14 protein-coding genes are annotated in these 21,767 nt (G+C 67.8%); 6 read left to right on the top strand and 8 right to left on the bottom strand.

Annotation, left to right across the window (positions count from 1 at the left end):
• Window positions 1–67 precede the first annotated feature (67 nt).
• The 5 genes from ACFTSF_RS24715 to ACFTSF_RS24695 form a co-directional block, all read right to left on the bottom strand.
• The gene (locus tag ACFTSF_RS24715; RefSeq protein WP_380155984.1) at window positions 68–1,489 is read right to left on the bottom strand and encodes an aminoglycoside phosphotransferase; all 1,422 of its coding nucleotides are present in this window, start codon (window positions 1,487–1,489) and stop codon (window positions 68–70) included.
• Window positions 1,486–3,183, bottom strand: a complete 1,698-nt coding sequence (treS, locus tag ACFTSF_RS24710; protein ID WP_344155829.1) for a maltose alpha-D-glucosyltransferase — start codon at window positions 3,181–3,183, stop codon at window positions 1,486–1,488. The genes ACFTSF_RS24715 and treS overlap by 4 nt, the downstream gene beginning before the upstream one ends.
• A gap of 290 nt (window positions 3,184–3,473) precedes the next feature.
• Window positions 3,474–3,683 (bottom strand): type II toxin-antitoxin system HicB family antitoxin, encoded by a 210-nt coding sequence (locus tag ACFTSF_RS24705; RefSeq protein WP_380155983.1) that lies wholly within the window; start codon window positions 3,681–3,683, stop codon window positions 3,474–3,476.
• A 46-nt stretch (window positions 3,684–3,729) separates the two neighbouring features.
• Window positions 3,730–4,473, bottom strand: a complete 744-nt coding sequence (locus ACFTSF_RS24700; protein ID WP_380155982.1) for a hypothetical protein — start codon at window positions 4,471–4,473, stop codon at window positions 3,730–3,732.
• Window positions 4,474–4,577: 104 nt separating this feature from the next.
• Window positions 4,578–5,657: an OmpA family protein gene (locus tag ACFTSF_RS24695; RefSeq protein ID WP_380155981.1), complete on the bottom strand. Its 1,080-nt coding sequence runs from the start codon at window positions 5,655–5,657 to the stop codon at window positions 4,578–4,580.
• Between the two features lie 279 nt (window positions 5,658–5,936).
• Between ACFTSF_RS24695 and ACFTSF_RS24690 the strand changes: the two genes are divergently transcribed.
• Window positions 5,937–6,467, top strand: coding sequence for a winged helix-turn-helix domain-containing protein (locus tag ACFTSF_RS24690; protein WP_344155017.1), 531 nt, complete (start codon window positions 5,937–5,939; stop codon window positions 6,465–6,467).
• Window positions 6,468–6,529: 62 nt separating this feature from the next.
• Here the strand turns inward: ACFTSF_RS24690 and ACFTSF_RS24685 are convergent, their stop codons facing one another.
• Window positions 6,530–10,939 carry a S8 family serine peptidase gene (locus ACFTSF_RS24685; protein ID WP_380155980.1) on the bottom strand — a complete coding sequence of 1,470 codons (4,410 nt, stop codon included), beginning with the start codon at window positions 10,937–10,939 and terminating at the stop codon, window positions 6,530–6,532.
• A 288-nt stretch (window positions 10,940–11,227) separates the two neighbouring features.
• Here ACFTSF_RS24685 and ACFTSF_RS24680 point away from each other — a divergent pair, with 288 nt between their 5' ends.
• A complete protein-coding gene (locus ACFTSF_RS24680) occupies window positions 11,228–11,830 on the top strand; it encodes a winged helix-turn-helix domain-containing protein (RefSeq protein ID WP_344155023.1) in 603 nt (200 codons plus the stop codon).
• Here ACFTSF_RS24680 and ACFTSF_RS24675 read toward each other — a convergent pair.
• The gene (locus ACFTSF_RS24675) at window positions 11,808–12,266 is read right to left on the bottom strand and encodes a pyridoxamine 5'-phosphate oxidase family protein (RefSeq protein WP_380155979.1); all 459 of its coding nucleotides are present in this window, start codon (window positions 12,264–12,266) and stop codon (window positions 11,808–11,810) included. The two genes, ACFTSF_RS24680 and ACFTSF_RS24675, sit on opposite strands and share 23 nt — an antisense overlap.
• A gap of 67 nt (window positions 12,267–12,333) precedes the next feature.
• Here ACFTSF_RS24675 and ACFTSF_RS24670 point away from each other — a divergent pair, with 67 nt between their 5' ends.
• From ACFTSF_RS24670 to ACFTSF_RS24660, 3 genes are all read left to right on the top strand, one after another.
• Window positions 12,334–14,886, top strand: coding sequence for an ATP-binding protein (locus ACFTSF_RS24670; RefSeq protein WP_380155978.1), 2,553 nt, complete (start codon window positions 12,334–12,336; stop codon window positions 14,884–14,886).
• Between the two features lie 66 nt (window positions 14,887–14,952).
• Window positions 14,953–15,531 (top strand): dihydrofolate reductase family protein, encoded by a 579-nt coding sequence (locus ACFTSF_RS24665; RefSeq protein WP_380155977.1) that lies wholly within the window; start codon window positions 14,953–14,955, stop codon window positions 15,529–15,531.
• Window positions 15,532–16,166: 635 nt separating this feature from the next.
• Complete coding sequence (locus ACFTSF_RS24660) at window positions 16,167–16,394, top strand: FAD-dependent oxidoreductase (protein ID WP_380155976.1); 228 nt, start codon at window positions 16,167–16,169, stop codon at window positions 16,392–16,394.
• A gap of 227 nt (window positions 16,395–16,621) precedes the next feature.
• Here ACFTSF_RS24660 and ACFTSF_RS24655 read toward each other — a convergent pair whose 3' ends face one another.
• Entirely contained in the window at window positions 16,622–18,610 is a 1,989-nt protein-coding gene (locus ACFTSF_RS24655) for a maltotransferase domain-containing protein (RefSeq protein WP_380155975.1), read from the bottom strand.
• A gap of 221 nt (window positions 18,611–18,831) precedes the next feature.
• On the opposite strand from ACFTSF_RS24655, the gene glgP reads away from it, so the two are divergent.
• Window positions 18,832–21,429 carry an alpha-glucan family phosphorylase gene (gene glgP, locus ACFTSF_RS24650; RefSeq protein WP_344155056.1) on the top strand — a complete coding sequence of 866 codons (2,598 nt, stop codon included), beginning with the start codon at window positions 18,832–18,834 and terminating at the stop codon, window positions 21,427–21,429.
• The last annotated feature ends 338 nt before the right edge of the window (window positions 21,430–21,767 follow it).

Below are 21,767 nucleotides of genomic sequence, written 5' to 3'. Positions count from 1 at the left end.
CTCAGTAATTCTCACAATGGAGGATTACTTGGCGGAGATTTGGGGTATTGGACGAGGTTTTAAGGTTCTACTGCTCGACACCGGCCAGCTGGGCCGCCGCAGCTAGTGGAATGCGCAACCAGGTCGGCCGGTTGCGGGCCTCGTACAGCACCTCGTAAATCAGCTTGTCCGCCAGGAACGCGTCCAGCAACGCGGACTGCTGACGCGGGTCGCTCTCCGCAACCTCGGCGTACCCATCGCAGAACGCCTGCTGGTTGCGGCTCGCCCACTCCGAGGCCCGGTACGCGATCTGCAGATCACCTTCGTGATCGGTCAGCAGCAGCGATCGCGCCGCGTAGTCGAAGGACCGCAGCATCCCCGCGATGTCCTTCACCGGAGTGTCCAGCGCGCGCCGCTCGACGAGCGACTTGGCCGGCTCACCCTCGAAGTCGATCAGCTTCCAGCCGTCGATCGTGCGCAGCACCTGACCCAGGTGGAAATCACCGTGGATGCGCTGCACCAGCACCGGCTGCTCAGCCGCCGCCAGATTGTCGAACGCGCGGCCCAGACCCTCGGCGTACGGCGCGAGCTCGGGTACCGCGGCCACGGCCTGCGCGAGCCGGCGCTGCATCGCGGCGGCGTGCTCAACGAGCTTGTCCTGCTCCCAGACATCCGTGCCGAGTGCCTTCGCCAGCTCGGCGTGGACCTGCGCAGTGCTCGCACCGAGCCGATGCGATTCGCCGGCGAAGTCGCCGCCGACCTCGGCCGCGTGCAGATCGGCCTCGGCGTACAGGTCGCGCACCGACGACGTCGCGAACGACCAGCCGTCGGTGGCGTTCTTCTGGAAGGCCGTCATCATCGCCAGCTCACCGCTGTCGGTACCGCCACCGGCCCGCGGCCAGCTGCCGCGCGCCGATCCGAGCACCTCCGGGACCAGCTCGGACCCGGACTCGGTGAGCGCCGACTCGATCTCGACCCCGGGGTTGCTCCCGGGCTCGAGCCGGCGGAACACCTTCAGCAGCGCCACGTCGCCGAAGACCAGCGACGTGTTCGACTGCTCGACGGTCAGCACCAGGGACTGCGCGTCCTCGGGCACCACCGTCGTCGTCTCCGGTGCATGCACCGGGTGGAACTCCAGCCCGTCCAGCCGACGGCCGTTCGTGAGACCGTCCAGCCAGTACGGCGTGGCTTCCTTGTCGTGCAAGGCGTCGTACACCCACACGCGGGTGTCGTCGAGGTCCTGCTCGTCCCAGTCGCCGATCAGGGCGTGGCCGAGGTTGTCGGCCGGCGCCTGGTGATAACTGAGCGGCAGCTGGTACACCCGGATCGGGATATCCGATCCGGGCGGACCCGAGCAGTAGACGAACCCGATCCGGACCGCAGGCCACACCCCGTCGTCGGACAGCCACACCGAAGTGGCCATCGCGTCGACGACGACGTCGTGTCCCTTCTCCCCGAACCATCGCTGGCTCGCACAGAAGGACTGGACCTGGTCCAGATGGGAAGTCACGAAATGCTCTCCTCGTGGTCGGCCGGCTTGGGCAGCCGGAACCAGTAGAAACCGTGCGCGCCGAGCGTCAAAAGGTAGGGCAATTCACCGATCGCTGGGAAGTGCACCCCGCCAAGTAGCTCCACCGGCTCAACGCCTTCCCACTGCCGCAGGTCCAGCTCGATCGGCTGCGGGAAGCGCGACAGGTTGTTCACGCACAGGACGACGTCGTCGCCGAACTCGCGGATGTACGACAGGACGCTCGGGTTCGAGCCGCCCAGGTCGGTGAAGGTGCCCATCCCGAAGCAGGGGTGCTGCTTGCGGGTCTGGATCATCCGCCGGGTCCAGTGCAGCAGCGACGAGGCGTTCTCCATCTCGGCCTCGACGTTCACCGCCTGGTAGCCGTAGACCGGGTCCATGATGACCGGCAGGCTGAGCTTGCCCGGGGTCGCGGTCGAGAACGACGCGTTCCGGTCCGGGGACCACTGCATCGGGGTCCGGACGCCGTCGCGGTCACCCAGCCAGATGTTGTCGCCCATGCCGATCTCGTCGCCGTAGTACAGGATCGGTGATCCCGGCAACGACAACAGCATCGCGGTGAACAACTCCATCTTGTTGGTGTCGTTGTCCAGCAGCGGGGCGAGCCGCCGGCGGATGCCGATGTTCGCCTTCATCCGCGGGTCCTGCGCGTACTCCGACCACATGTAGTCGCGGTCCTCGTCGGTGACCATCTCGAGCGTCAGCTCGTCGTGGTTGCGCAGGAAGATGCCCCATTGGCAGGTGTCGGGGATCGCCGGGGTCTGCGCGAGGATCTCCGAGATCGGGAACCGCGACTCACGCCGGACACCCATGAAGATGCGCGGCATCACCGGGAAGTGGAACGCCATCTGGCACTCGTCACCACCGGAGTCCCGGTCACCGAAGTAGTCGACCACGTCGGCCGGCCACTGGTTCGCCTCACAGAGCAGGATCCGGTCCTCGTAGTTCGCGTCGACCTCTTTGCGGACCCGCTTCAGGAACTCGTGGGTGCGCGGCAGGTTCTCGCAGTTGGTGCCGTCCTCCTCGAACAGGTACGGCACCGCGTCCAGCCGGAACCCGTCGATGCCCAGATCCAGCCAGAACTTCAGCGCCTCGATCATCGCGTCGCCGACGGCCGGGTTCTCGAAGTTCAGGTCCGGCTGGCTGGAGTAGAACCGGTGCCAGAAGTACTGGCCGCGGACCGGGTCCCAGGTCCAGTTCGACTGCTCGCTGTCCACGAAGATGATCCGGGCGTCGCCGTACGGCTCGTCGGAATCCGACCAGACGTAGAAGTCGCCGTACGGGCCGTCGGGGTTCTTCCGCGACTCCTGGAACCAGGGGTGCGCGTCCGAGGTGTGGTTCATCACGAAGTCGACGATGACGCGCATCCCGCGCGAGTGCGCGGCTTCCATGAACGCGGCGAAGTCCTGGATCGTGCCGACCTCGGGCATCACGCCGGTGTAGTCGGAGATGTCGTAACCGCCGTCGCGCAACGGTGACGGATAGAACGGTGGCAGCCAAAGGCAGTCCACACCGAGCCATTCGAGATAGTCCAGCTTCTCGGTCAGGCCCTGCAGGTCGCCGATGCCGTCGGCGTTCGAATCCTTGAACGACCGCACCAGGACTTCGTAGAAGACGGCCCGCTTGAACCACAGCGGATCCTTCTTCGTCAATCCGTGGTGCTGCTCCGGCAGCATGTCGGTCACGCTCACCTCCATCGGGAGTGTTGTGGGGGACTCGCCCGCGCCCGCAAACCCCCGTACCCCGAATCGAAGTACTCAAAAGGAAGCAGTGCAAGGAAGGGCCAGCCCGGTGATGTGGTGACGCCGCGCGATGGACGGTTCCGCGAGTGCGTTGCGCATAGTCTGACGGCCCTTTGCCAGTACAAGCAAATGCACTCGCAGACGTCTTGCCCAGTAAGACCTCTCGCCGACTGGTCTTCTACCTCAACGCCGCCCGAAACCACGTTTCCTACTGCTTCTGGGCATTACGGCACATTGACCGTCACGACGAGTTGCTCGGGGATCCCGACCTCCTCGGCGAGCAGCGCGATGGCGCTCTTGAGGTCCTCGATGGCTTCCTCACGAGTGTCGCCCTGGCCGTTCGCGAAAGCGTTGGGGGTCAGCGCCGCCTGGGCAGCCCACGCGCCGTTCTCGTCCTGTTCGACGAGGAAGGGAATCGTGATCTCTCGCTCCAACCCTGCCTCCTGGTCTGTTGGTGGCGATCGTAGGACCGGCCGTGGGTCAGGTGCCGGGCTGGGTGGACTTCCGCGGTTTGCGAATGTATTTCGTGAAGCCGGAGCGTTCGGCGTCGGCCTCGCTGCGGAACCACACCTCGGCTTTGGTGCGGCCGTAGTACGGGGAGTCGGGGGTGTGAAACAGCATCGACTGCGCGTTGCCCTTGATGGTGAAACCGTCCGGCGGCCCCTGATGCGGTACGGCGTCCGCGGAGCCCGGACCGAACCGCCCGACCGGCACCTCGTCGTCGAACAAGGTCGGTGCCGAGGACGACCCGCTGTCCATCAACCGGGAGAACTCACCCTCACCCGATGTCGCCTCGGACCGCGGAGTCGCGGGAGGATCAGGCTCCGAGGCAACGATCGCGGGCTCAGGCTCCGAAGCAACAGTCTCGGGCTCGGGATCCGCGGCGACTGCGGGTTCGGGGGCCGGGGGAGTGGGCTCCACGGGAGTGGCGGGGGTGGTCTTCGCCTGCTCCGGTTGGGGTTTTGTGGGTGCCGGCTCGGGTCTGGTGGGCTCGGGGCGTGCGGGCTTGGTTCGTGCGGCTGGGGTTACGGAGGTGGCCGGGGCAGCGGCAGCCGGGGCGGCAGGTGCTGCTGCGGCGCTCGGTGCGCCTACTAGGGCTTCTTCGCGTGCGGCTTCTTCGGTGACAGCGGGGGTACGGCGGTCTAGGAGGAGCCAGGTTATGGCGGCTCCTAGGAGGAAGGCGGCTAGGGACCAGGCCCAGTTGTGGCGGAACAGCCAGCTCATCGGCGGGCTCCCTTGGTGGTGTGGTAGACGAACCAGGCGAGGGCGCTGCCCAGCAGGAAGGCGACCAGCAGGATGATCCAGGTGTCGAGGATGAGCCGGGGCATTCAGTTCTCCTGCAGTGCTCTGAGTTCGGCCCGGCGGTTGGCGATCCGGCCGGTGGCGGTGGTGTTGGGGGCGATCGGGAAGGCCTGGCCGTAGCCGGCGGCGAGGATTCGGTTCGCGGGGATGCCGAGGCGGACGAGTTCGGCCTTGACGGCGGCGGCTCGTTGTTCGGACAGCGGGAGGCTGGTGGCGGGGGAGCCCAGGTTGTCGGTGTGGCCGGCTACCTCGATGCGGGCGGTGGCGCAGGTTTTGAGCAGTTCGGCGGCGCCGAGGACTGACTTCTTCGAGGCATCGTTGACGATCGCGGTGCCGGACAGGAAGTTGATCCGGTTCTGCCGGCCGAACTCCGACAGCCGGCTCTTGAAGGTCCGGCACGCCTCGCTCACGGTCGGCTTCGACTCCGGCACCTTCAACTCGTCGGCGACGACTGCGCCCGGCACGGCCTGGGCCGCGGCTCGGGCGACCATCGCCTTCGTGGCTTGATCCGGTACGGCGCCACTCAGCGTGACCGTGGTCCCGTCGTACCGGACCGAGGCGTCGCCGGTGCCGATCGCCAGTGCATGCAGTAGCGCCGACAGGGTGCCGACGTCGGCGATCCCGTTGGTGGCGTCGACGTTCACGCGCTGGTCGTACTCGCGGTCGGGTCCGAGGACCTTCTCGACCTCGGTCTTGATCGCGTCCTTGGCCAGCTCGCTGCGGACCGTCGCCTGGACGCGGATCGCGGTGTCGGTCCGGCCGATCTCGAAGCCGGCCGTCTGCTCGTCCGGCGCCGGGGTGCTGGGCGCGGGCTGGCCCGGTCCGGTCGCGACAGCAACGGTACGGACGCCCTCGACTCCGCCGACGATCTCGCGGATCTGCGCCGCGTCGATATCGGTGGAGACGAGCACCGACGCGTCCCGGCCGTCCATCACGACGGTCGCGCCGGCGATGCCGTGGTCGGTGAGGGCGGTGGTGGCCTGGGCGCGGAGCTCGTCCTCGATCGAGCCGGTCCGGACCGGGATCAGTACAGCAGTGAGTAACACAGGTACGGCGAGGGCCGCGAGCAGCCAGCCGACGAGCGGCCGCCGAACGAGTCCGGGCACTGTTCCTCCGTCAGAAGCGGTCCTCCGACGGGTGCGGGCCGAAGTGACCGTGCGCGAGGAGACTACTCCGCCGCGCACATAGGACGCACGCTGGTCAGGCAAATCGATACAGCGTGTCGGCCGACCGGATCCGGTCAGAACTGTCCTGTCTCGGACAGGTCGCATTTGTGCCAGGCCGCTGTGCAGGGAATCCCTTGACTTAGTTCGCGTCGTAAACCGTACTTGTGCGTGCGTTATGGCGTCTGCTCAGCGGCGTCCGGGGTGAGAGGGAGGGGTCGGATGGAGAGGCTAGCTAGGCAAAAACCGGCGGACTCGTCGTTGATCATCGGCGTCGCCAGGTCGACAGCCGAGCGGGTGCACCTGGCCCGGCTGCTCGGTGACGCCGACGCGCTGCTGCTGGTGTCGAGTGCCGAACAGGCCCGGGCGTTCCTGGAGCTCACCGAGACGGTGTCACCGGCCACACCGGTCGTGGTGACACCATCCGTCGTACCGGTGCTCGATCCAGAACCAGTACGCACGGAGCCCGAGTTGCTGCTCGACATGGAACGCCGGGTGGTCCGCTGGGAGGACCGTGAAGTGCCACTGACCCGGCTGGAGCACGACTTCCTGCACTGTCTGGTGGAGGAGCCCGGCCAGGTCTGGACGTACCAGCGTCTGCACCACGCGGTCTGGGGTAACGAGCACCTGGGGCACGGCTCACACATCCACTCCGTGGTGAAGCGTCTGCGCCAGAAGCTGGCCAACCTGGAGGCCACGGTGACCATCCACGCGGTCCGCGGCGTCGGCTTCCACCTGCTGCCCACTGCTTAGAGAAACGATCAGGCCCCCCGGACCATCGCGGTCCGGGGGGCCTGACTATTCAGTTGTGGGTCTTACTTGGTTGCGAGCAGTGCGAAGTCCTCCGTGATCGGCTCGCCGGACAGCAGCTCGGTACTGCGAGTCTGCGGCTTGTAGCCGTCCTTGGCCGCGATCAGCGTGAGGGGGTTGTTGCGGATGTCCAGCCAGTACGCGTACTTACCGTCCTTGTCGGTGATGAACGTGTAGGACTGCGCCCACGAGTCCACCTGGACGGTCGCTCCCGGCAGTGCGGCCCGGGTACCGGTCTTGCTGACACCGGTCACCGTGCCCTGGATCTTGGCCCAGGTCGACGGCGGCGTGACGGTCAGCTTGATGTCGACCGGGTTGACCGTGTACGGCGTGTCCTCACCGATGGTGACGCCACCGGTGTAGGTGCCCGGCTGGTCGACGTTCGCGGTGAGGGTGACCTTGACCGTCGTGGACTCGCCCGGGGCCAGCTCGGCCTCGGTCTTGTCCAGCGCCAGCCAGCTCACGTCGGCCGCGGACTCCGAGCAGTCCTCCAGACCCGGCAGGTTCTCCGAGTCCGCCGTGGCGTTGAAGCCACCCGACGAGCCACCGACCTTGTAGAAGCCACAGGCCGCGCCACCGCGGTACCGGGCCTGGTTGGCGTTCGGCAGTGCGGCCCAGGTGTTGGCGGTCGGGTCGTAGGCGAAGCCCGCGTTGGTGACGGCGCCCGCCTGGACACCACCGACGACGAGCAGCTTGCCTGCGGCGACTGCGTACGCACCGGCCCAGTGGTCGGCCGGGGCATCGGCGACCGCGGTCCACGAGTTGGCACCCGGGTCGTAGACGTACGCGTTCTTCAGTGAGTTGGTGCCGTCGTTACCGCCGGCGCAGTACACCTTGCCGTCGATCGCGCCACAGGAGGCGAACGCCACCGACTGCGGGTAGTTGGCCAGCGTGGCCCAGGTGTTGCTCGACGGGTCGTAGCTGACCACCGAGTTGCTCATCGGCAGGCAGTTCGCGGTGGTGCAGCCACCGACCGCGTACAGCTTGCCGCCGGCGACAGCCTGACCAGCCGCGGCCCGCGGGGCCGGGTTGGCGGCCACTGCGGTCCAGGCGTTGGCAGCCGGGTCGTAGGACCAGGTCGCCGCGTCCGGACCGGACGGTCCCCAGCCGGAGCTGGCGATGATCTTGCCGTTGACGACACCGAGGGTGATGGCGTTACGAGCACCCGGCAGCGGGGCGATCGCAGTCCACGCCTTGGCGGCCGCGTCGTACTTGTAGCTGTTCCCGGTCGAGGCCGACCCGTTGCCACCGGCAATCGAGTAGACCGTACCGTCGACAGTCACGACGCGGTTGTCCATGACGACACCCGGGTAGTTGGCGATACCGGTCCACGGCGCCGCACCCGGAACGTTGCTCTCCGGAGCGTCGATCGGCTTGCCGGACAGGGTCTGGGCGAACGACGTCGGCACCTGGATCCGCTGCAGCGGGGCGCCCTGGCTGCTCAGCACCTGCGCCTTGGTGGTCTTGGAACCGTTGGCGTTCTCCAGGACGAACCCGCCGTCCTTCTCACCGAACTTCACCTTGACCGGCGCACCGCCGGTGTTGGTGACCGTGACGTTCTTGCTGGTCTTGCCGCCGAGCGGCAGGGTGGCGCCGATGTCACCGGGGGTGACGCTCAGCTGTCCGGCGGCCAGCGTGTAGTCGGCACTGGTCACCCAGTCCGCCTCGACCGAGACGGTCGACTGCGCGCTGACGTAGTTGCCGGCCTTGGCGGTGAAGCCCTGGTCGCCGTCGGCCGACGAGTACAGCCAGTAGAAGCCGTCGGCCAGACCGGTGTCCTCCGGCGTGGCGACCGACGTACCGGACTCGGTGGAGCCGTCACGGGTGACGACCGCGCCGTTGACCGCACCGCCGGTGTTAGCGTCCTTGACGTTGCCGACGACGAGACCGCCGCCGACCGGCTCACAGATGACCTGGCTGCCGATCAGGACGTTGTCGACCTCCCACCACCACTCGTACGAGGCGTCGTAGTAGTGGAAGCGGACCTGGACGGCGGACTTGCCGGCCGCGGTCGGGATGGCGATCTCCTTGACGCCGCGGGCGTCCGCGGTGGCCTGGCGCAGCACGTTGGTCCAGGTGGCGCCGCCGTCGATCGAGAGGTCGACGTCGGCCTTCTCGCCACCGAGCCAGTTGAGGTCCTGGTTGAACCGGATCACCGGAGCGGTGACCGCGGACAGGTCGACAGTCGGGCTGACCAGCGACGTGTCCTGCGCGCCGCCGGAACCGTACTTGTCGCTGTCGATGACTGCGAACGCGCCGGTACCGCCGGAGAGGTTGGTGCGGTTGCCCGGGTCGTCGAACTTCCAGACCTGGCCGTTGCCCTTGCCGTCGGTGACGGTCCAGCCGCTCGGCACCGCCTTGGTGTCGAACGTCTCGTACACGCCGTCCGAGCCGTTCTTGTAGCCCGGTGCGGTCAGGCAGGAGTCCTGCCGGACCTTGACGGCCACGTTCTTGGTCACGTTGCTCGTTCCGACCGTGACCGGAACGGTGGTGGTCTCGTAGCCAGGGATCTGCGACTCGACCTTCAGGTTGTACGCCGCTCCACCCGGAACCTTGAAGCTGAACCGGCCGTTGCTCGGCGTGGTGTAGTCGAACACACCGCCCGGACCCTCGACGCTGACCTTCGCGTAGAGCGGCCAGCCGTGGCCGGAGCCGTCGGAGATGGTGCCGCCGACGCTGACCTGCGGGGAGCTCGCGAGCGCGAAGTCCTTCGTGGTGGTCTGGCCGGTGGTGACGACCGCGGTGGCGGTCTGCGACTTGTAGCCGAACGAGGCGACGGTCAGGTCGTACGACCCGGCCGGCAGCACGCTCGAGTAGGTGCCGGTGCTGCTGGTGGTCAGGACCTTGTCGGCCTGGCCGGCCTTCTTGACCGTGACGGTGGCTCCGGCGAGTGCGGCGCCGCCGGTCGCGGCGGTGACCTTGCCGGCCAGGGTGCCGGTGTCGCCGACCGGAGCGGCGTTCAGCAGAGCGAGTGCGTCGAGGCGGCCCTGACCGAAGACGTTGTTGTTCTCGGTGGTGCCACCGCACTGGGTGCTGGCCGTGTCGATCGCCGTCGTGTTCAGCAGCGCGCGGGTAGCGGCCACATCACTCTTCAGCGTCGGCGAGGCCGACCACAGCAGCGCGACCGCGGCCGCGAGGTGCGGCGTGGCCATCGACGTACCGTTGAAGGCGCCGTACGTGTTGCCCGGCAGGCTGGACCGGACGTTCACGCCGGGGGCCGAGATGTTCGGCTTGATCGTGCCGTTCTGGCCGGCACCGCGGCCGGAGAACGAGGCGATGTTGTTGTTGATGTCGTAGGCGCCGGCCGAGTAGTTGCTCGTCGAGCTGCCCGGCGAGCCGGACGTGTTACAGGCCGAGCCGCTGTTGCCGTTCGCGAACGCACCGAAGATGCCGGAAGCCGCCCAGGCGAGGGTGACGTCCTCCATGAACGGGTCGTTCGAGGGCAGCTGCGAGCCCCACGAGTTGTTGATGATGTTCGGCCGCTTGCTGGCGTCGGGGTTCTGCCCGGCCAGGTTGGTCGGCTGCAGCATCCACTGACCGGACTCGATCAGCGCCTGGTCGCTCGGGCAGCAGCCGTTCGCTGCGATCCACTTGACCTCGGGCGCGACACCGATCTGGTTCCCGGCGCCGTCGTCACCGGCCATCGTGCCCATCGTGTGGGTGCCGTGACCGTTGCCGTCGGCTGGCTGGTTCGGCGACGTACCGGCCGCGTCGAACCAGTTGTAGTTGTGGTCGAACGTCCCGTTGCCGAGGTTTCCGCGGTACTGCTTCACCAGCGCCGGGTGGTCGAACTGCACACCGGTGTCGATGTTGGCGATGGTGATGCCGGCGCCCTTGTCGCCGTACTGGGTCCAGACCTGGTTCGCCTTGATGTTGGCGACGCCCCACTCGACCGCGTTGATCTCGTGCTCGGCCGTGCCCTCGGTGATCTTCGGGACCTCGACCTGCATCGGGTTGTAGAGCCCGGCGACCTCGCTGTGCGCGGCCAGCTTCTTGGCCAGCTCGAACGATCCACCGTTGACCCGGATGGCGTTGGTGGCCCAGAACGCCTTGTACTTGACGCCTTGCGCGTCCAGTTCGGCCTTGACGTCCTTCTGGGTCGCGGTGGCGGTCGCGCGCAGCTTCTCGGCCACGGCGGTCCCGCGCTCGGTCCAGTCGCTGATCCTGCTGGCGGAGGTCAGGTCCGCCTTCTGACCGAAGTAGACCCAGTAGTCGTTCGCGGCCTTGGCGTCCTTGGCGGTGAACTTGGCCATCAGGTCCGGCTTGATCTTGCTCGCCGGGTCCGTTCCGGTCGGCTTGGTGGGCGGCGCGGCCAGGGCGGCGCCGGTTGCGCCTAGCCCGGTCGCGACGACGGCCACCGTCGCCAGGGCGCCGACCAGAGTTCTGGCGAGCCCCCTACGTCTGCTGTCTGACATTCTTCGCAGCCCCTCACTGTGACGACCCCGAGTTGACTCCCCCGAGTCATGTGGTGCGCAGAGGGCAGGCGCTCGGCCTGGCGGTGAATCGTTGAACGAACGCTGCGTGCCCCCCAGGTCGCCGCGTGTGACACGGCGAGCCTGTCGAGGACCCTATGTGTCATCTGAACCGGGTCACAAGCACAGTTGGTGAGCAAGATGTGACTAACGGTCGTGCCAATCGAGGCAACGTAGTCAAAGATTGGCAATCCGTTGACGATCTGAGGCAGAGGTTGACATCGTGACGGGATGGTCACCGCCCGTGTCCCCGCCCCAGCGGACGTCGATCTGACCACGACCGACGCCCATCCGTTCCCGCTGCTCATCGCAGTAGCAGCCTCGCCCGAACAGCGTGTCCGCCTCGCCGAGCTCATCGACGACGTCGCGCCGCTGCTGCTCGTCTCCAGTCTCGACGAACTGCGCAAGCTCCTGGTTCCCGGCCGGCAACCGCCGCCGGCCGAACATCCGGAGCCCCCCGAACCAGAGTCCGCCGACAGTACGTCGACCGCGCGCCAGGACGGTTCGCCGGAGGCCGACGTACTCACCATCGACCGGGTTCGTTCGGTCGCCCGGTGGCGCGGTCGCGAGGTCCAGCTCACCGAACTCGAGCACGACCTGCTCTCGCGGCTGATGTCCGCACCGGTGCGGGTCTGGACCTACGACGCACTCCACCAGGCCGTCTGGGGTACTCGCGAACTCCGCGGTACCGCAGACGTCCACTCGGTGGTGAAACGCCTGCGGCGCAAACTCGACGACCTCGGTACGACGGTCACCATCGACGCCGTCCGCGGTACCGGGTTCCGCCTCACCGACCACCAGCACCCGGCCATCACGAGTCTGCGCGCAGGCTGATCGGCACCCGGAGATCGGGGCCGCCGTCGTTCAGCAGGACGGACGCTTCTACCGCTCGGGCGCGGTAGAGGCGGAAGTCGGCTGGGGCCTGCAGTCGCTCAGGTTCGAAACGAGTTTGTTCGGGTAGCCGGCTGCTGTAGAGCTGCGCGCAGCGGGACAGGTCCGCTGGGCCGACCTGTTCGGCGTACGCGGTCAGGTAGACGGCCTCAGCTGCGCCTATGGGCACCTGGGAGTTGTAGATGACGATCGCGACCTCGGGGCGCTCCGCCAGGTTGCGGGAGTGCGTGCTGGTCGGACGCGAGACCCAGTAGAAGTCGTCACCGTCGGGTGTGTAGAAGACGGGTGAGGCCCACGGGTGTCCGTCGCCGTCTGCGGTGGCGAGGGTCAGGTAGTTGTTGGCGGCGATGACTCGGTGCGCGGTCTCTTGAGGTGTCATACGTCCAGCTTCGGCCGGTGCGGCATTCCAGGCATCCGTGGCCACTACGGAGATTAGAGTGCCGAAGATGGAGTGGCTGGAGCTGATTTCCGCGCGGGAAGCCGAGGTGCTGGCCGCGATTCGTGGGCACCAGTCGAACGCGCAGATCGCGGCTCAGTTGCACCTGTCCATCCGCACGGTCGAGAGCCACGTCGCCTCGCTGCTACGCAAGGCCGGCGTACCGGATCGCCGCAGCCTGGCCGCACTGGCTGAAGAGCCGGTGTCTGGTCTGCCTGTCTTTCCGACGTCTTTCGTTGGGCGAGAAGAGGAGCGTACGGCGGTCGCCGCAGCGCTCGGTGCGGCGCGGCTGGTGAGTCTGGTCGGGTCTGGCGGGATGGGCAAGACCCGGCTCGCTGTCGAGGTCGCCGCGGGTCAGAACGCGGTCTTCGTCGACCTGGTGCCGGTGCGGGCCGGGGGAGTCGGTCAAGCGGTCGCGCAGGCGCTGGGGGTTGTCGAGCGACCACCTGGTACGCCGACTGATGCGGTGATCGAGCGGCTGCGGTCCGAGCGCGCACTGCTGTTGCTGGACAACTGCGAGCACGTGATTGGTGAGGTGGGTGAGCTGGTCGCCCGCATACTCCGGCTGTGCCCGCAGGTGCGGATTCTCGTCACCAGCCGCGAACGCCTCGCCGTACCGGGGGAGCGGTTGGTGGAGGTGCCGTCGCTCGGTGCTTCTGCGCCGCAGCTGTTTCTGGAGCGCGCTACCGGGGCCGTCTCCGATGTCGCAGCTGTTGAGCGACTGTGTGCTGCGCTCGACGGGATGCCGCTGGCCATCGAGTTGGTGGCTGCCCGCACCGCATCGCTGGGTGTGGACGGGATTGAGGCAGCGCTTGATGACCTCTTGCGGCTGATCTCCGGCGGACGCGGTCCGGACCAGCGGCACCACTCGCTCCAGGACGTGATCAGTTGGAGCCTCGACCTGCTGGACGACGAGGAGCGGAGGCTGTTCCGTCGCCTGGGAGTCTTCGTTGGAAGCTTCGACCTACCGGCCGCTGCTGCGCTCAGCCCGGAGCTGTCGGTCGGTGCGGTCGCCGACCTGATCGGCCGGCTCGCTGACCGCAGTCTGATCGTGTATCGGGGACGGTGGTCGCTGCTGGAGACGGTACGAGCGGTCGCCGCCCACGAACTGGAGCTGAGCGGCGAGGACCTGATCCCGCGCTACGTGCGCTGGGCCGCGGACACCGCAGCTGAGGCGACTACTGACTTCACCGCAGTCGCGGACGACCTGCGCAACGCTCTGACGCACACCACGCCGGACAGCTATCGCCTCGCCAAGTCCCTTGCCCACTTGAGCTTCGTGCACGGTCAGGTCGTGGCTGCCCGCAACCACTACGTCCGGGCCGCGGAGCTGAACCCGGACCGAGCTGCGGCGGATCTGCAGTCGGCAGCAGACGTCGCGCTGATCAGCGCCGACGAGGCCGCGTTCGGGTTGTTGCTGGAGGCAAGTGATCGAGCCGTGGGTACGGCGCGGGCAGTCGCACTCGCTTCGGCGGTGATCGCGGCGACGCGGTTCTCGATGTCGTTCGCCGAGCCGGTACCGCGAGAGCGGTTGGTCGAGTTGCTGGCCGAGGCGACGGCTCTTGCGGATCCTCGTGACGAACGGTGCGTCGCCGTACTGGCGATGGCGCGGGCCTGGGCGTCGGGCGAGAATCCGCTCGACCCAGATCTCGAGTTGTCGCGGAATGCGGTCGCGGCGGCACGGCGTACAGGGGATGTGGCGTTGGTGCTGGGCGCGTTGGACGCGTTGGGTACGGCGCTCGCCAACGCGGGTCATCTTCGTCAGGCACACCGGCTGTCCGACGAACGGTTGCGGCTGGCCGCGACGGCGTCTCGGTCCGACCCCGCGGTTGCGGCTGAGTTGGTCGACCTCTTCCACGTCGCGTCGACCTCGGCCATCGCGGCGGGGGATCTACCGGCCGCGGCGATGATCGCGGCCCGGGACACCGAGGCGGGCACGCATCCGGCGATCGTCGCGCCGCGACTGATCCGGCTGTACGGGCTGACCGGACGATTCGACGAGGCACTCGAACAAGCCGACATCCTCTGGGACGGCTGGTTGTGTGCGGCCACGTACGGCGTGGAATCCGAGCTGTCCTCACTGCGTGGCCACTGGCCATCATCAGCTGCGGCGATCGTTGCCATGGTCCACGGCCTGCGCGGCGACGGACCGGCGTACGAGGAATGGCGGGTGCGGGCCCGACGCATCGCGCATGTCGACAACCCTGCCGACTCGCTCTCGCTGGCCGCGCCGGCCGCGTTCGTCGACGCGCGGATCGCCGTACACACCGGCCGGTACGACGACGCTCGCGCACTGGTGGATGCCGCGCTCGCGCCGTTCCCGGAGAAGTGGTGGTCGCCCTACGCGCATGCCGCCGGGGCTGAGTTGGCGGTCGTCGCCGGACTACCCGATGCGGTCGAGTGCATCGCGGCTGCTGAAGCGGCGGCCGTCGAGAACGAGTGGGCTGCGGCCTGTCTGACCCGGGCTAAGGCCCGCCACACTGGCGATCAGCAGTTGATGGATGAGGCGGTAGCGCAGTGGGATCGCATCGGTGCGGCCTTCGAACGCACAGTTCAGTGGTGACCACGGATCCCCGGAAGGTGCCCCGAGCGACAGGCTTAGCGAAACACCTTCAAAGGAGGAGGAGCGATGGGCAAGGTTGCGTCAGGGATGTCGATGTCACTGGACGGTTTCGTCACCGGGCCGCACGACAGTCGGGAGAAGCCGCTCGGCGAAGGCGGCGAAGTACTGCACCACTGGCTGGGAGAAACCGCGACCGCCGCGGACGAGGCGGTCATCCAGGAGATGTCGGACGGCGTCGGCGCGATTCTGATGGGACGCCGCTCGTACGACTTCTGCGTGGGCGACGGCGGCTGGGGTGACGGCGGCCCGGCCGGTCAGACCCCGTGCTTCGTCCTCACGCACAACCCGCCGGCCGAGTCGCCGGATGTGTTCACCTTCGTCACCGACGGCATCGAGAGCGCAGTCGCCCAGGCCAAAGCGATAGCAGGGGACAAGACTGTCGGCGTCCACGGCGCTACCGCAGCCCAGCAGGCGTTGGCCGTCGGTCTGCTCGACGAGCTCCACGTGAGCCTGGTGCCGGTACTACTCGGTGGCGGTGTCCGCCTCTTCGACCTGCTCGGCGGCGGTCCAATCACGCTGAACCGCGACCGAGTAGTCGAAGCGGGCAGCGGAGTAACCCACCTCCGCTACCAGATCGTCCGCTAGTCACCGACTGGAGTCGACCATTGCCGATGACGGCGAGGTGACCGCCGCCTGCCTCGACCGGAAGGCCGGCGACGATGGCGGGTAGGTCCTGACTTCGGTCGTTGGGTTGGTGCCTGAGCCGTGCAGTCGGTGGCAGTGGTTAAGTCACGTTCCCGCGGGTCAGCGTGCGGCCGATCAGGCGGTGGAGCCGGGTGGCCCTTGGACCTGTGTGGTCGGTGAGTGTGGGGAGTGGGCGGTCGAGTGTGGCCTCCGTGCGGTTGTCCATCGTTTACCGGCGACAGTCTCCTCGCAGTCGAGGCGAGCTGCTGGTGGTGCGTCGAGCGAAGCCAGTGTGCTGAGGAGTGAGGCGGGACAGGGGTTGGAGGGGGTGGGCGGACCGCCCCCACTCACCAACTCTGCGGAGCCTGCTCGGTTCGCGCTCAGCGCGACCTGGCCGGACCGTCCAGGAGCGGGTTGGTGAGTGGGGCAGGTCCGCGCGCCGCACCCACCCGGATCTGATGAGGCGGTTCACCGGGCGTATCCGGCCTCGTTTGTGCCTCAGTTGGCCCGCGCGGACACGCATCGTCTCAGGCCGGCACCGTGCATCGTTTCGAATGCGACAAAGGTGACCGAAGTCAGGTGCGCTAGCCACCGACGTGGTCGCGACAGCGATCGTGGACAGATGCGTCAAGCTTGAGCCCAGGCTTGCCGAGACCACGATCCTGGAACATCGAGTTGGGCTACGGCCGACCGCTCGTCTTGAGGTTGAGCGGTCGGCGACTGGAACTCTGATCATTCACAACTGCGGCCATAGCGGCGCGGGCGTCAGTCTCAGCTGGGGTTGCGCCCAAGAGGTCGCCGGACTCGTCTCCGCAGCCGACTGAACTGACCCCTCGACCCGCTGAAAACGCCTTCGGCGGGACCACAGGAGCTACCTAGCCCCCGTCAGCCCGTCGGCGCTCCGAAGAGGCGCCGACCCGGGCTGTCGGTGGCGAGCGGTAGCTCGCAGGTCCCGGCGGTAGCCGGGAGGGGATGGACCGCGATGAGCGGGGGCGGGCGGGGTGCGGCGCGTAGCTCGGCGACGTAGGAGCCGTGCGATAGCGCCGCGGGGTCAGGCCTGACCGCGTCGTACGGCGAGGATGTGGGCCGGCTCGCCGTTCGGGTCGAGCTTCACGTAGTTCTGCTGACCCCAACGCCAGGTCGCGCCGGTGATCTCGTCGTACACGGTGAAGGTGTCCTCGGGGCGCATGCCGAGCGCGGCCATGTCGAGGTGGACGACCGTCTCGCGAACCGCGTGCGGGTCGGTGTTGACGACGATGATCACGGTGTCGCTGTGGCCGTCAGGGGCGGTTGTGCGCTTGGAGAAGCACATGATCGCCTCGTCGTCGGTCGTGTGCAGCGACAGGTTGCGCAGTTGCTGCAGCGCCGGGTGCCGGCGGCGGACCGTGTTCAGCAAGGTCAGGTACGGCGCGAGTGTCCGGCCCTCGGCGTCCGCAGCGGCCCAGTCCCGCGGGCGGAGCTGGAACTTCTCGGTGTCCAGGTACTCCTCCGAGCCCGGCCGCAGGGCGACGTGCTCGAACAACTCGTACCCGGCGTAGACACCCCAGGAGGGTGAGGAGGTCGCCGCGATCGCAGCGCGGATCTTGAACGCGCCCGGGCCGCCGTACTGGAGGTAGGCGGTCAGGATGTCCGGAGTGTTGACGAAGAAGTTCGGCCGCAGGAAGTGGCCGCTCTCCTTGGTCAGCTCCTCCAGGTACTCCTCGAGCTCCCACTTCTCGTTGCGCCAGGTGAAGTAGGTGTACGACTGGTGGAAACCGACCTTGGCCAGCTCGTGCATCATCGGCCGCCGGGTGAACGCCTCGGACAGGAACACCACGTCCGGGTCGGTCTTGCGGATCTCGCCGAGCAGGTACTCCCAGAAGTTCACCGGCTTGGTGTGCGGGTTGTCGACCCGGAACACCGTGACACCCTTGTCGATCCACAGCTTCACGATCCGCAGGACCTCGGCGTAGATGCCTTCGGGGTCGTTGTCGAAGTTGATCGGGTAGATGTCCTGGTACTTCTTCGGCGGGTTCTCGGCGTACGCGATCGAACCGTCGGCGCGGACCGAGAACCACTTCGGGTGCTCCTTGACCCACGGGTGGTCCGGGGAAGCCTGCAGGGCCAGGTCGATCGCGACCTCGAGACCGACCTCGCGGGCGCGGCCGACGAAGTACTCGAAGTCCTCGAAGGTGCCGAGCTCGGGGTGGATGGCGTCGTGACCGCCGTCCTCGGAACCGATCGCCCACGGCGACCCCGGGTCGCCTTCCTTCGGGTCGAGCGTGTTGTTCGGGCCCTTGCGGAACGCGGTGCCGATCGGGTGGATCGGCGGCACGTAGAGGATGTCGAAGCCCATCTTCGCGACCGCTTCGAGCCGCTCGGCGGCGGTCCGCAGCGTGCCGGACTTCCACTCGCCGGCGGCCTCGTCGTACTCGGCGCCTTCGGAGCGCGGGAAGAACTCGTACCAGCTGCCGTAGAGCGCGCGGACCCGGTCGACCCACACCGGGTAGGTCTCCGACGAGGTGATCAGCTCACGCACCGGGTAGCGGCCGAGCGCGGCCCGCACCTGCGGCGAGATGCCGGCGGCGAGCCGTGCCTCCGGCGGCAGTGCGCTGTTCGACAACGCCTGCGCGGCATCGCCCAGCGTGGCCCGATCAGCCCGTACGGCGGGCGGTACGCCGGCCGCCGCGCGATCGAAGAAGGCAGCTCCTTCGGCGAACATCAGCTCGACGTCGAGACCAGCCGGGATCTTGATCTCGGCGTTGTGCCGCCACGTCCCGTACGGATCGCTCCAGCCCTCGACCGCGAACGTCCACGCGCCCTGCTCCTGCAAGGTGACGTCGACACTCCAGCGATCGGTGCCCGGGGCACCTGGTGTCATCAGCATCCGTCTGGTCTGTCCCGTCGGCGACGTCAGAACGACGTTCGCATTCACCGCATCGTGGCCTTCGCGGAACACCGTGGCCGCGATGGTGAAGGTCTCGCCGACCGCGGCCTTGGCCGGATACGCTCCGGCGTCGACGGTCGGGCTGACGTCGGTGATCGGGATGCGCCCAGTCATGGCGTGGCAGAACCTTCGCTCTCTAGGGTGATCGTTGAACTACAAGCCTGACCGTATCGGTTCCCAGCGTCCACACCGCGCAAGCATGGGTCACGGTTCGGTCCACTGTCTGGGATGTGAACAACCGGTCACCGGACGTAGCTCTGCAAAGTCTTGCTCGTGTTGCAAAAAAGATGCATGCCGGGGGTGTTCTGCCAGCTGATGGCCGGTACGGTGTCCCGGTGCGAGCGATACGACGATTCTCCGTCCGCCCTGTCCTGCCCGAGCCGCTGACCGGTCTCGGCACCCTGGTGAACAACCTGCGCTGGGCCTGGCACCCGGAGACGCAGGATGTCTTCGAGGCCGTGGATCCACAGCTGTGGCGCAGTACCGGCGGTGATCCGGTCCGGCTGCTCGGCGAGGTTCCGGCGGCCCGGCTCGACGAGCTGGCGAGTGACCCGGCCTTCCTGCGCCGGCTCGAGCTGGCCGTCTCCGATCTGAACGGGTACGTCTCCGACGCCCGGTGGTTCCAGGCCGAGGCCGGTACGCCGGTGAGCTCGGTGGCCTACTTCTCCCCGGAATTCGGCATCACCCACGTGCTGCCGCAGTACTCCGGCGGTCTCGGCATCCTGGCCGGTGACCACCTGAAGGCAGCGAGTGACCTCGGCGTACCGCTGATCGGTGTCGGCCTGCTGTACCGGCACGGTTACTTCACGCAGTCGCTGAACCGCGAGGGCTGGCAGCAGGAGCGCTACCCGCTCGTCGACCCCGACGGCATGCCGATCAGCCTGCTCCGCGACGGTGACACCCCGGCCACCATCTCGATCACGCTGCCCGAGGAGCGCGAGCTGCGCGCCCAGATCTGGGTCGCCCAGGTCGGCCGCGTGCCGCTGCTGATGCTCGACTCCGACATCGAGGAGAACGAGCCCGCCGAGCGCGAGGTCACCGACCGGCTGTACGGCGGGACGACGGAGCACCGGCTGCTCCAGGAACTGCTCCTCGGGGTCGGCGGTGTCCGCGCGGTCCGTGAGTACTGCCGGATCACCGGACATGCCGCGCCCGAGGTGTTCCACACCAACGAGGGGCACGCCGGTTTCCTCGGCGTCGAGCGGATCCGCGAACTCGCCGCCGACAAGGGCCTCGACTTCGACACCGCGCTCGAGGTCAACCGCGGTGGCACCGTCTTCACCACCCACACCCCGGTCCCGGCCGGTATCGACCGGTTCCCGGTCGAGCTCATCCAGCAGCACTTCTCGGCCGACGCGTTCGGCGAGGGCGTGCCGATCGACCGGATCCTGCAGCTCGGCGCCGAGGACTTCGAGGGCGGTGACCCGGGCGTCTTCAACATGGCGATCATGGGTCTGCGTCTCGCGCAGCGCGCGAACGGCGTGTCCAAGCTGCACGGGCTGGTCAGCCGCGGCATGTTCGCCGGATTGTGGCCGAGCTTCGACAGCACCGACGTACCGATCACGTCGATCACCAACGGCGTCCACGCGCCGACCTGGGTCGCGCGCGAGATCAACCAGCTGACGCTGGCGACGACCGACCGGTCCGAGTCCGAGGACATCTTCGACGGCCTCGACAAGACCACCGACGCGCAGATCTGGGAGACCAAGCGGATCCTGCGCCAGCGCTTCATCGACGACACCCGGTCGCGGGTCCGGCAGTCCTGGATCAACCGCGGTGCCAGCGACGCCGAGCTCGGCTGGGTCGACGAGATCCTCGACCCCGACGTGCTGACGATGGGCTTCGCGCGCCGCGTCCCGTCGTACAAGCGGCTGACGCTGATGCTGCGCGACCCCGCGCGCCTGAAGGCGATGCTGCTGCACCCGACCCGGCCGATCCAGATCGTCATCGCCGGCAAGTCGCACCCGCACGACGAGGGCGGCAAGAAGCTCATCCAGGAGATGGTCCGCTTCGCCGACGACCCCGAGGTGCGGCACCGCATCGTCTTCGTACCCGACTACGACATCGCGCTCGCGCAGCCGATGTACCCGGGCTGCGACGTCTGGCTGAACAACCCGCTCCGCCCGTACGAGGCCTGCGGCACGTCCGGCATGAAGGCGGCACTGAACGGTGCGCTGAATCTCTCCATCCGCGACGGCTGGTGGGACGAGTGGTACGACGACGAGTTCGGCTGGGCGATCCCGTCGGCTGAAGGCATCGAGGACACCGACCGCCGCGACGACCTCGAGGCACACGCGCTCTACGACCTGATCGAGAAGCAGGTCGCCCCGCGCTTCTACGACGGCGAGGTCCCCGGCCGCTGGATCGAAATGCTCCGGCACACCATCAAGGAACTCGGCCCGAAGGTCCTCGCGACCCGCATGGTCCGCGACTACGTCGAGCAGCTCTACGTCCCGGCCGCACTCTCGTCCCGTGCGTTGAACGCCACGTACGACGGCGCCCGCGACCTCGCCGCGTGGAAGAAGAAGGTCCGCGCCGCCTGGCCGCAGATCCGCGTCGACCACGTGGAGCTTCAAGGCCTCGGCGACGTACCGCAACTAGGTACCACCGTCGGCGTCCGCGCCTTCGCCGCACTGGGTGACCTAGAGCCCACCGACATCTGCGTAGAGGTCCTCCACGGCCGCGTAGACGCCAACGACGAAATCACCGACCCCGTCCGCGCCACCCTGTCGTTGGCCGAAACCTACGAAGGCAACCGCCACCGCTACGAAGGCGAGCTGAAGCTGGACCGCACCGGCCCCTTCGGCTACACGGTCCGAGTAGTCCCCCAGCACAAGGCCCTAGCCAGCCCCGCCGAACTAGGCCTAGCCGCCGGCCCGTCCGACCCCGACGACCCCAGCGCCCCGGACCTCCCAGCCGGCTCCGAGTTCTAACCCCCCAACCCCGCCTGCCTCACCAGGCGGGGTTTCTTTTACCCCCGGCCGGCCGCAACCAGCCTTCACACGAGCCGGTACGACGTTGAGCGCGGTTCAACCACGTGCGCGGCCGGAAGGTGGTTGACGGGTGCTCAAGGTGCGCCGGTCGGTCGACCTTGAGCACCGTTCGACCGTTTCGGCGGGGCTCGTGTGGTTGATGGGTGCTCAAGGCGATCGCCGGCCCGCGATCTCGGGGGCCGGTGATCGCGGCTCCACGTTGCCTGGGGTTTCCGGGCTGCCCTCTCACCGCATGCACGCAGCGAGTGCACAGTCGGTGTGCTGTTCGAGGTGTGAAG

The organism is Kribbella sp. NPDC056951 (genome assembly GCF_042674205.1).
In the GTDB taxonomy this organism is placed as follows: domain Bacteria; phylum Actinomycetota; class Actinomycetes; order Propionibacteriales; family Kribbellaceae; genus Kribbella; species Kribbella yunnanensis.
Note: the sequence above shows the minus strand (reverse complement) of the source record. Positions and strands in the feature narration are given on the sequence as shown.

What these genes read in the sequence shown, in the direction of transcription:
- treS (WP_344155829.1), bottom strand. Translation starts at nt 3,183, where the DNA reads ATGCTGCCGGAGCAGCACCACGGATTGACGAAGAAGGATCCGCTGTGG.
- ACFTSF_RS24700 (WP_380155982.1), bottom strand. Translation starts at nt 4,473, where the DNA reads ATGAGCTGGCTGTTCCGCCACAACTGGGCCTGGTCCCTAGCCGCCTTC.
- ACFTSF_RS24690 (WP_344155017.1), top strand. Translation starts at nt 5,937, where the DNA reads ATGGAGAGGCTAGCTAGGCAAAAACCGGCGGACTCGTCGTTGATCATC.
- ACFTSF_RS24685 (WP_380155980.1), bottom strand. Translation starts at nt 10,939, where the DNA reads ATGTCAGACAGCAGACGTAGGGGGCTCGCCAGAACTCTGGTCGGCGCC.
- ACFTSF_RS24680 (WP_344155023.1), top strand. Translation starts at nt 11,228, where the DNA reads ATGGTCACCGCCCGTGTCCCCGCCCCAGCGGACGTCGATCTGACCACG.
- ACFTSF_RS24675 (WP_380155979.1), bottom strand. Translation starts at nt 12,266, where the DNA reads ATGACACCTCAAGAGACCGCGCACCGAGTCATCGCCGCCAACAACTAC.
- ACFTSF_RS24670 (WP_380155978.1), top strand. Translation starts at nt 12,334, where the DNA reads ATGGAGTGGCTGGAGCTGATTTCCGCGCGGGAAGCCGAGGTGCTGGCC.
- ACFTSF_RS24665 (WP_380155977.1), top strand. Translation starts at nt 14,953, where the DNA reads ATGGGCAAGGTTGCGTCAGGGATGTCGATGTCACTGGACGGTTTCGTC.
- ACFTSF_RS24655 (WP_380155975.1), bottom strand. Translation starts at nt 18,610, where the DNA reads ATGACTGGGCGCATCCCGATCACCGACGTCAGCCCGACCGTCGACGCC.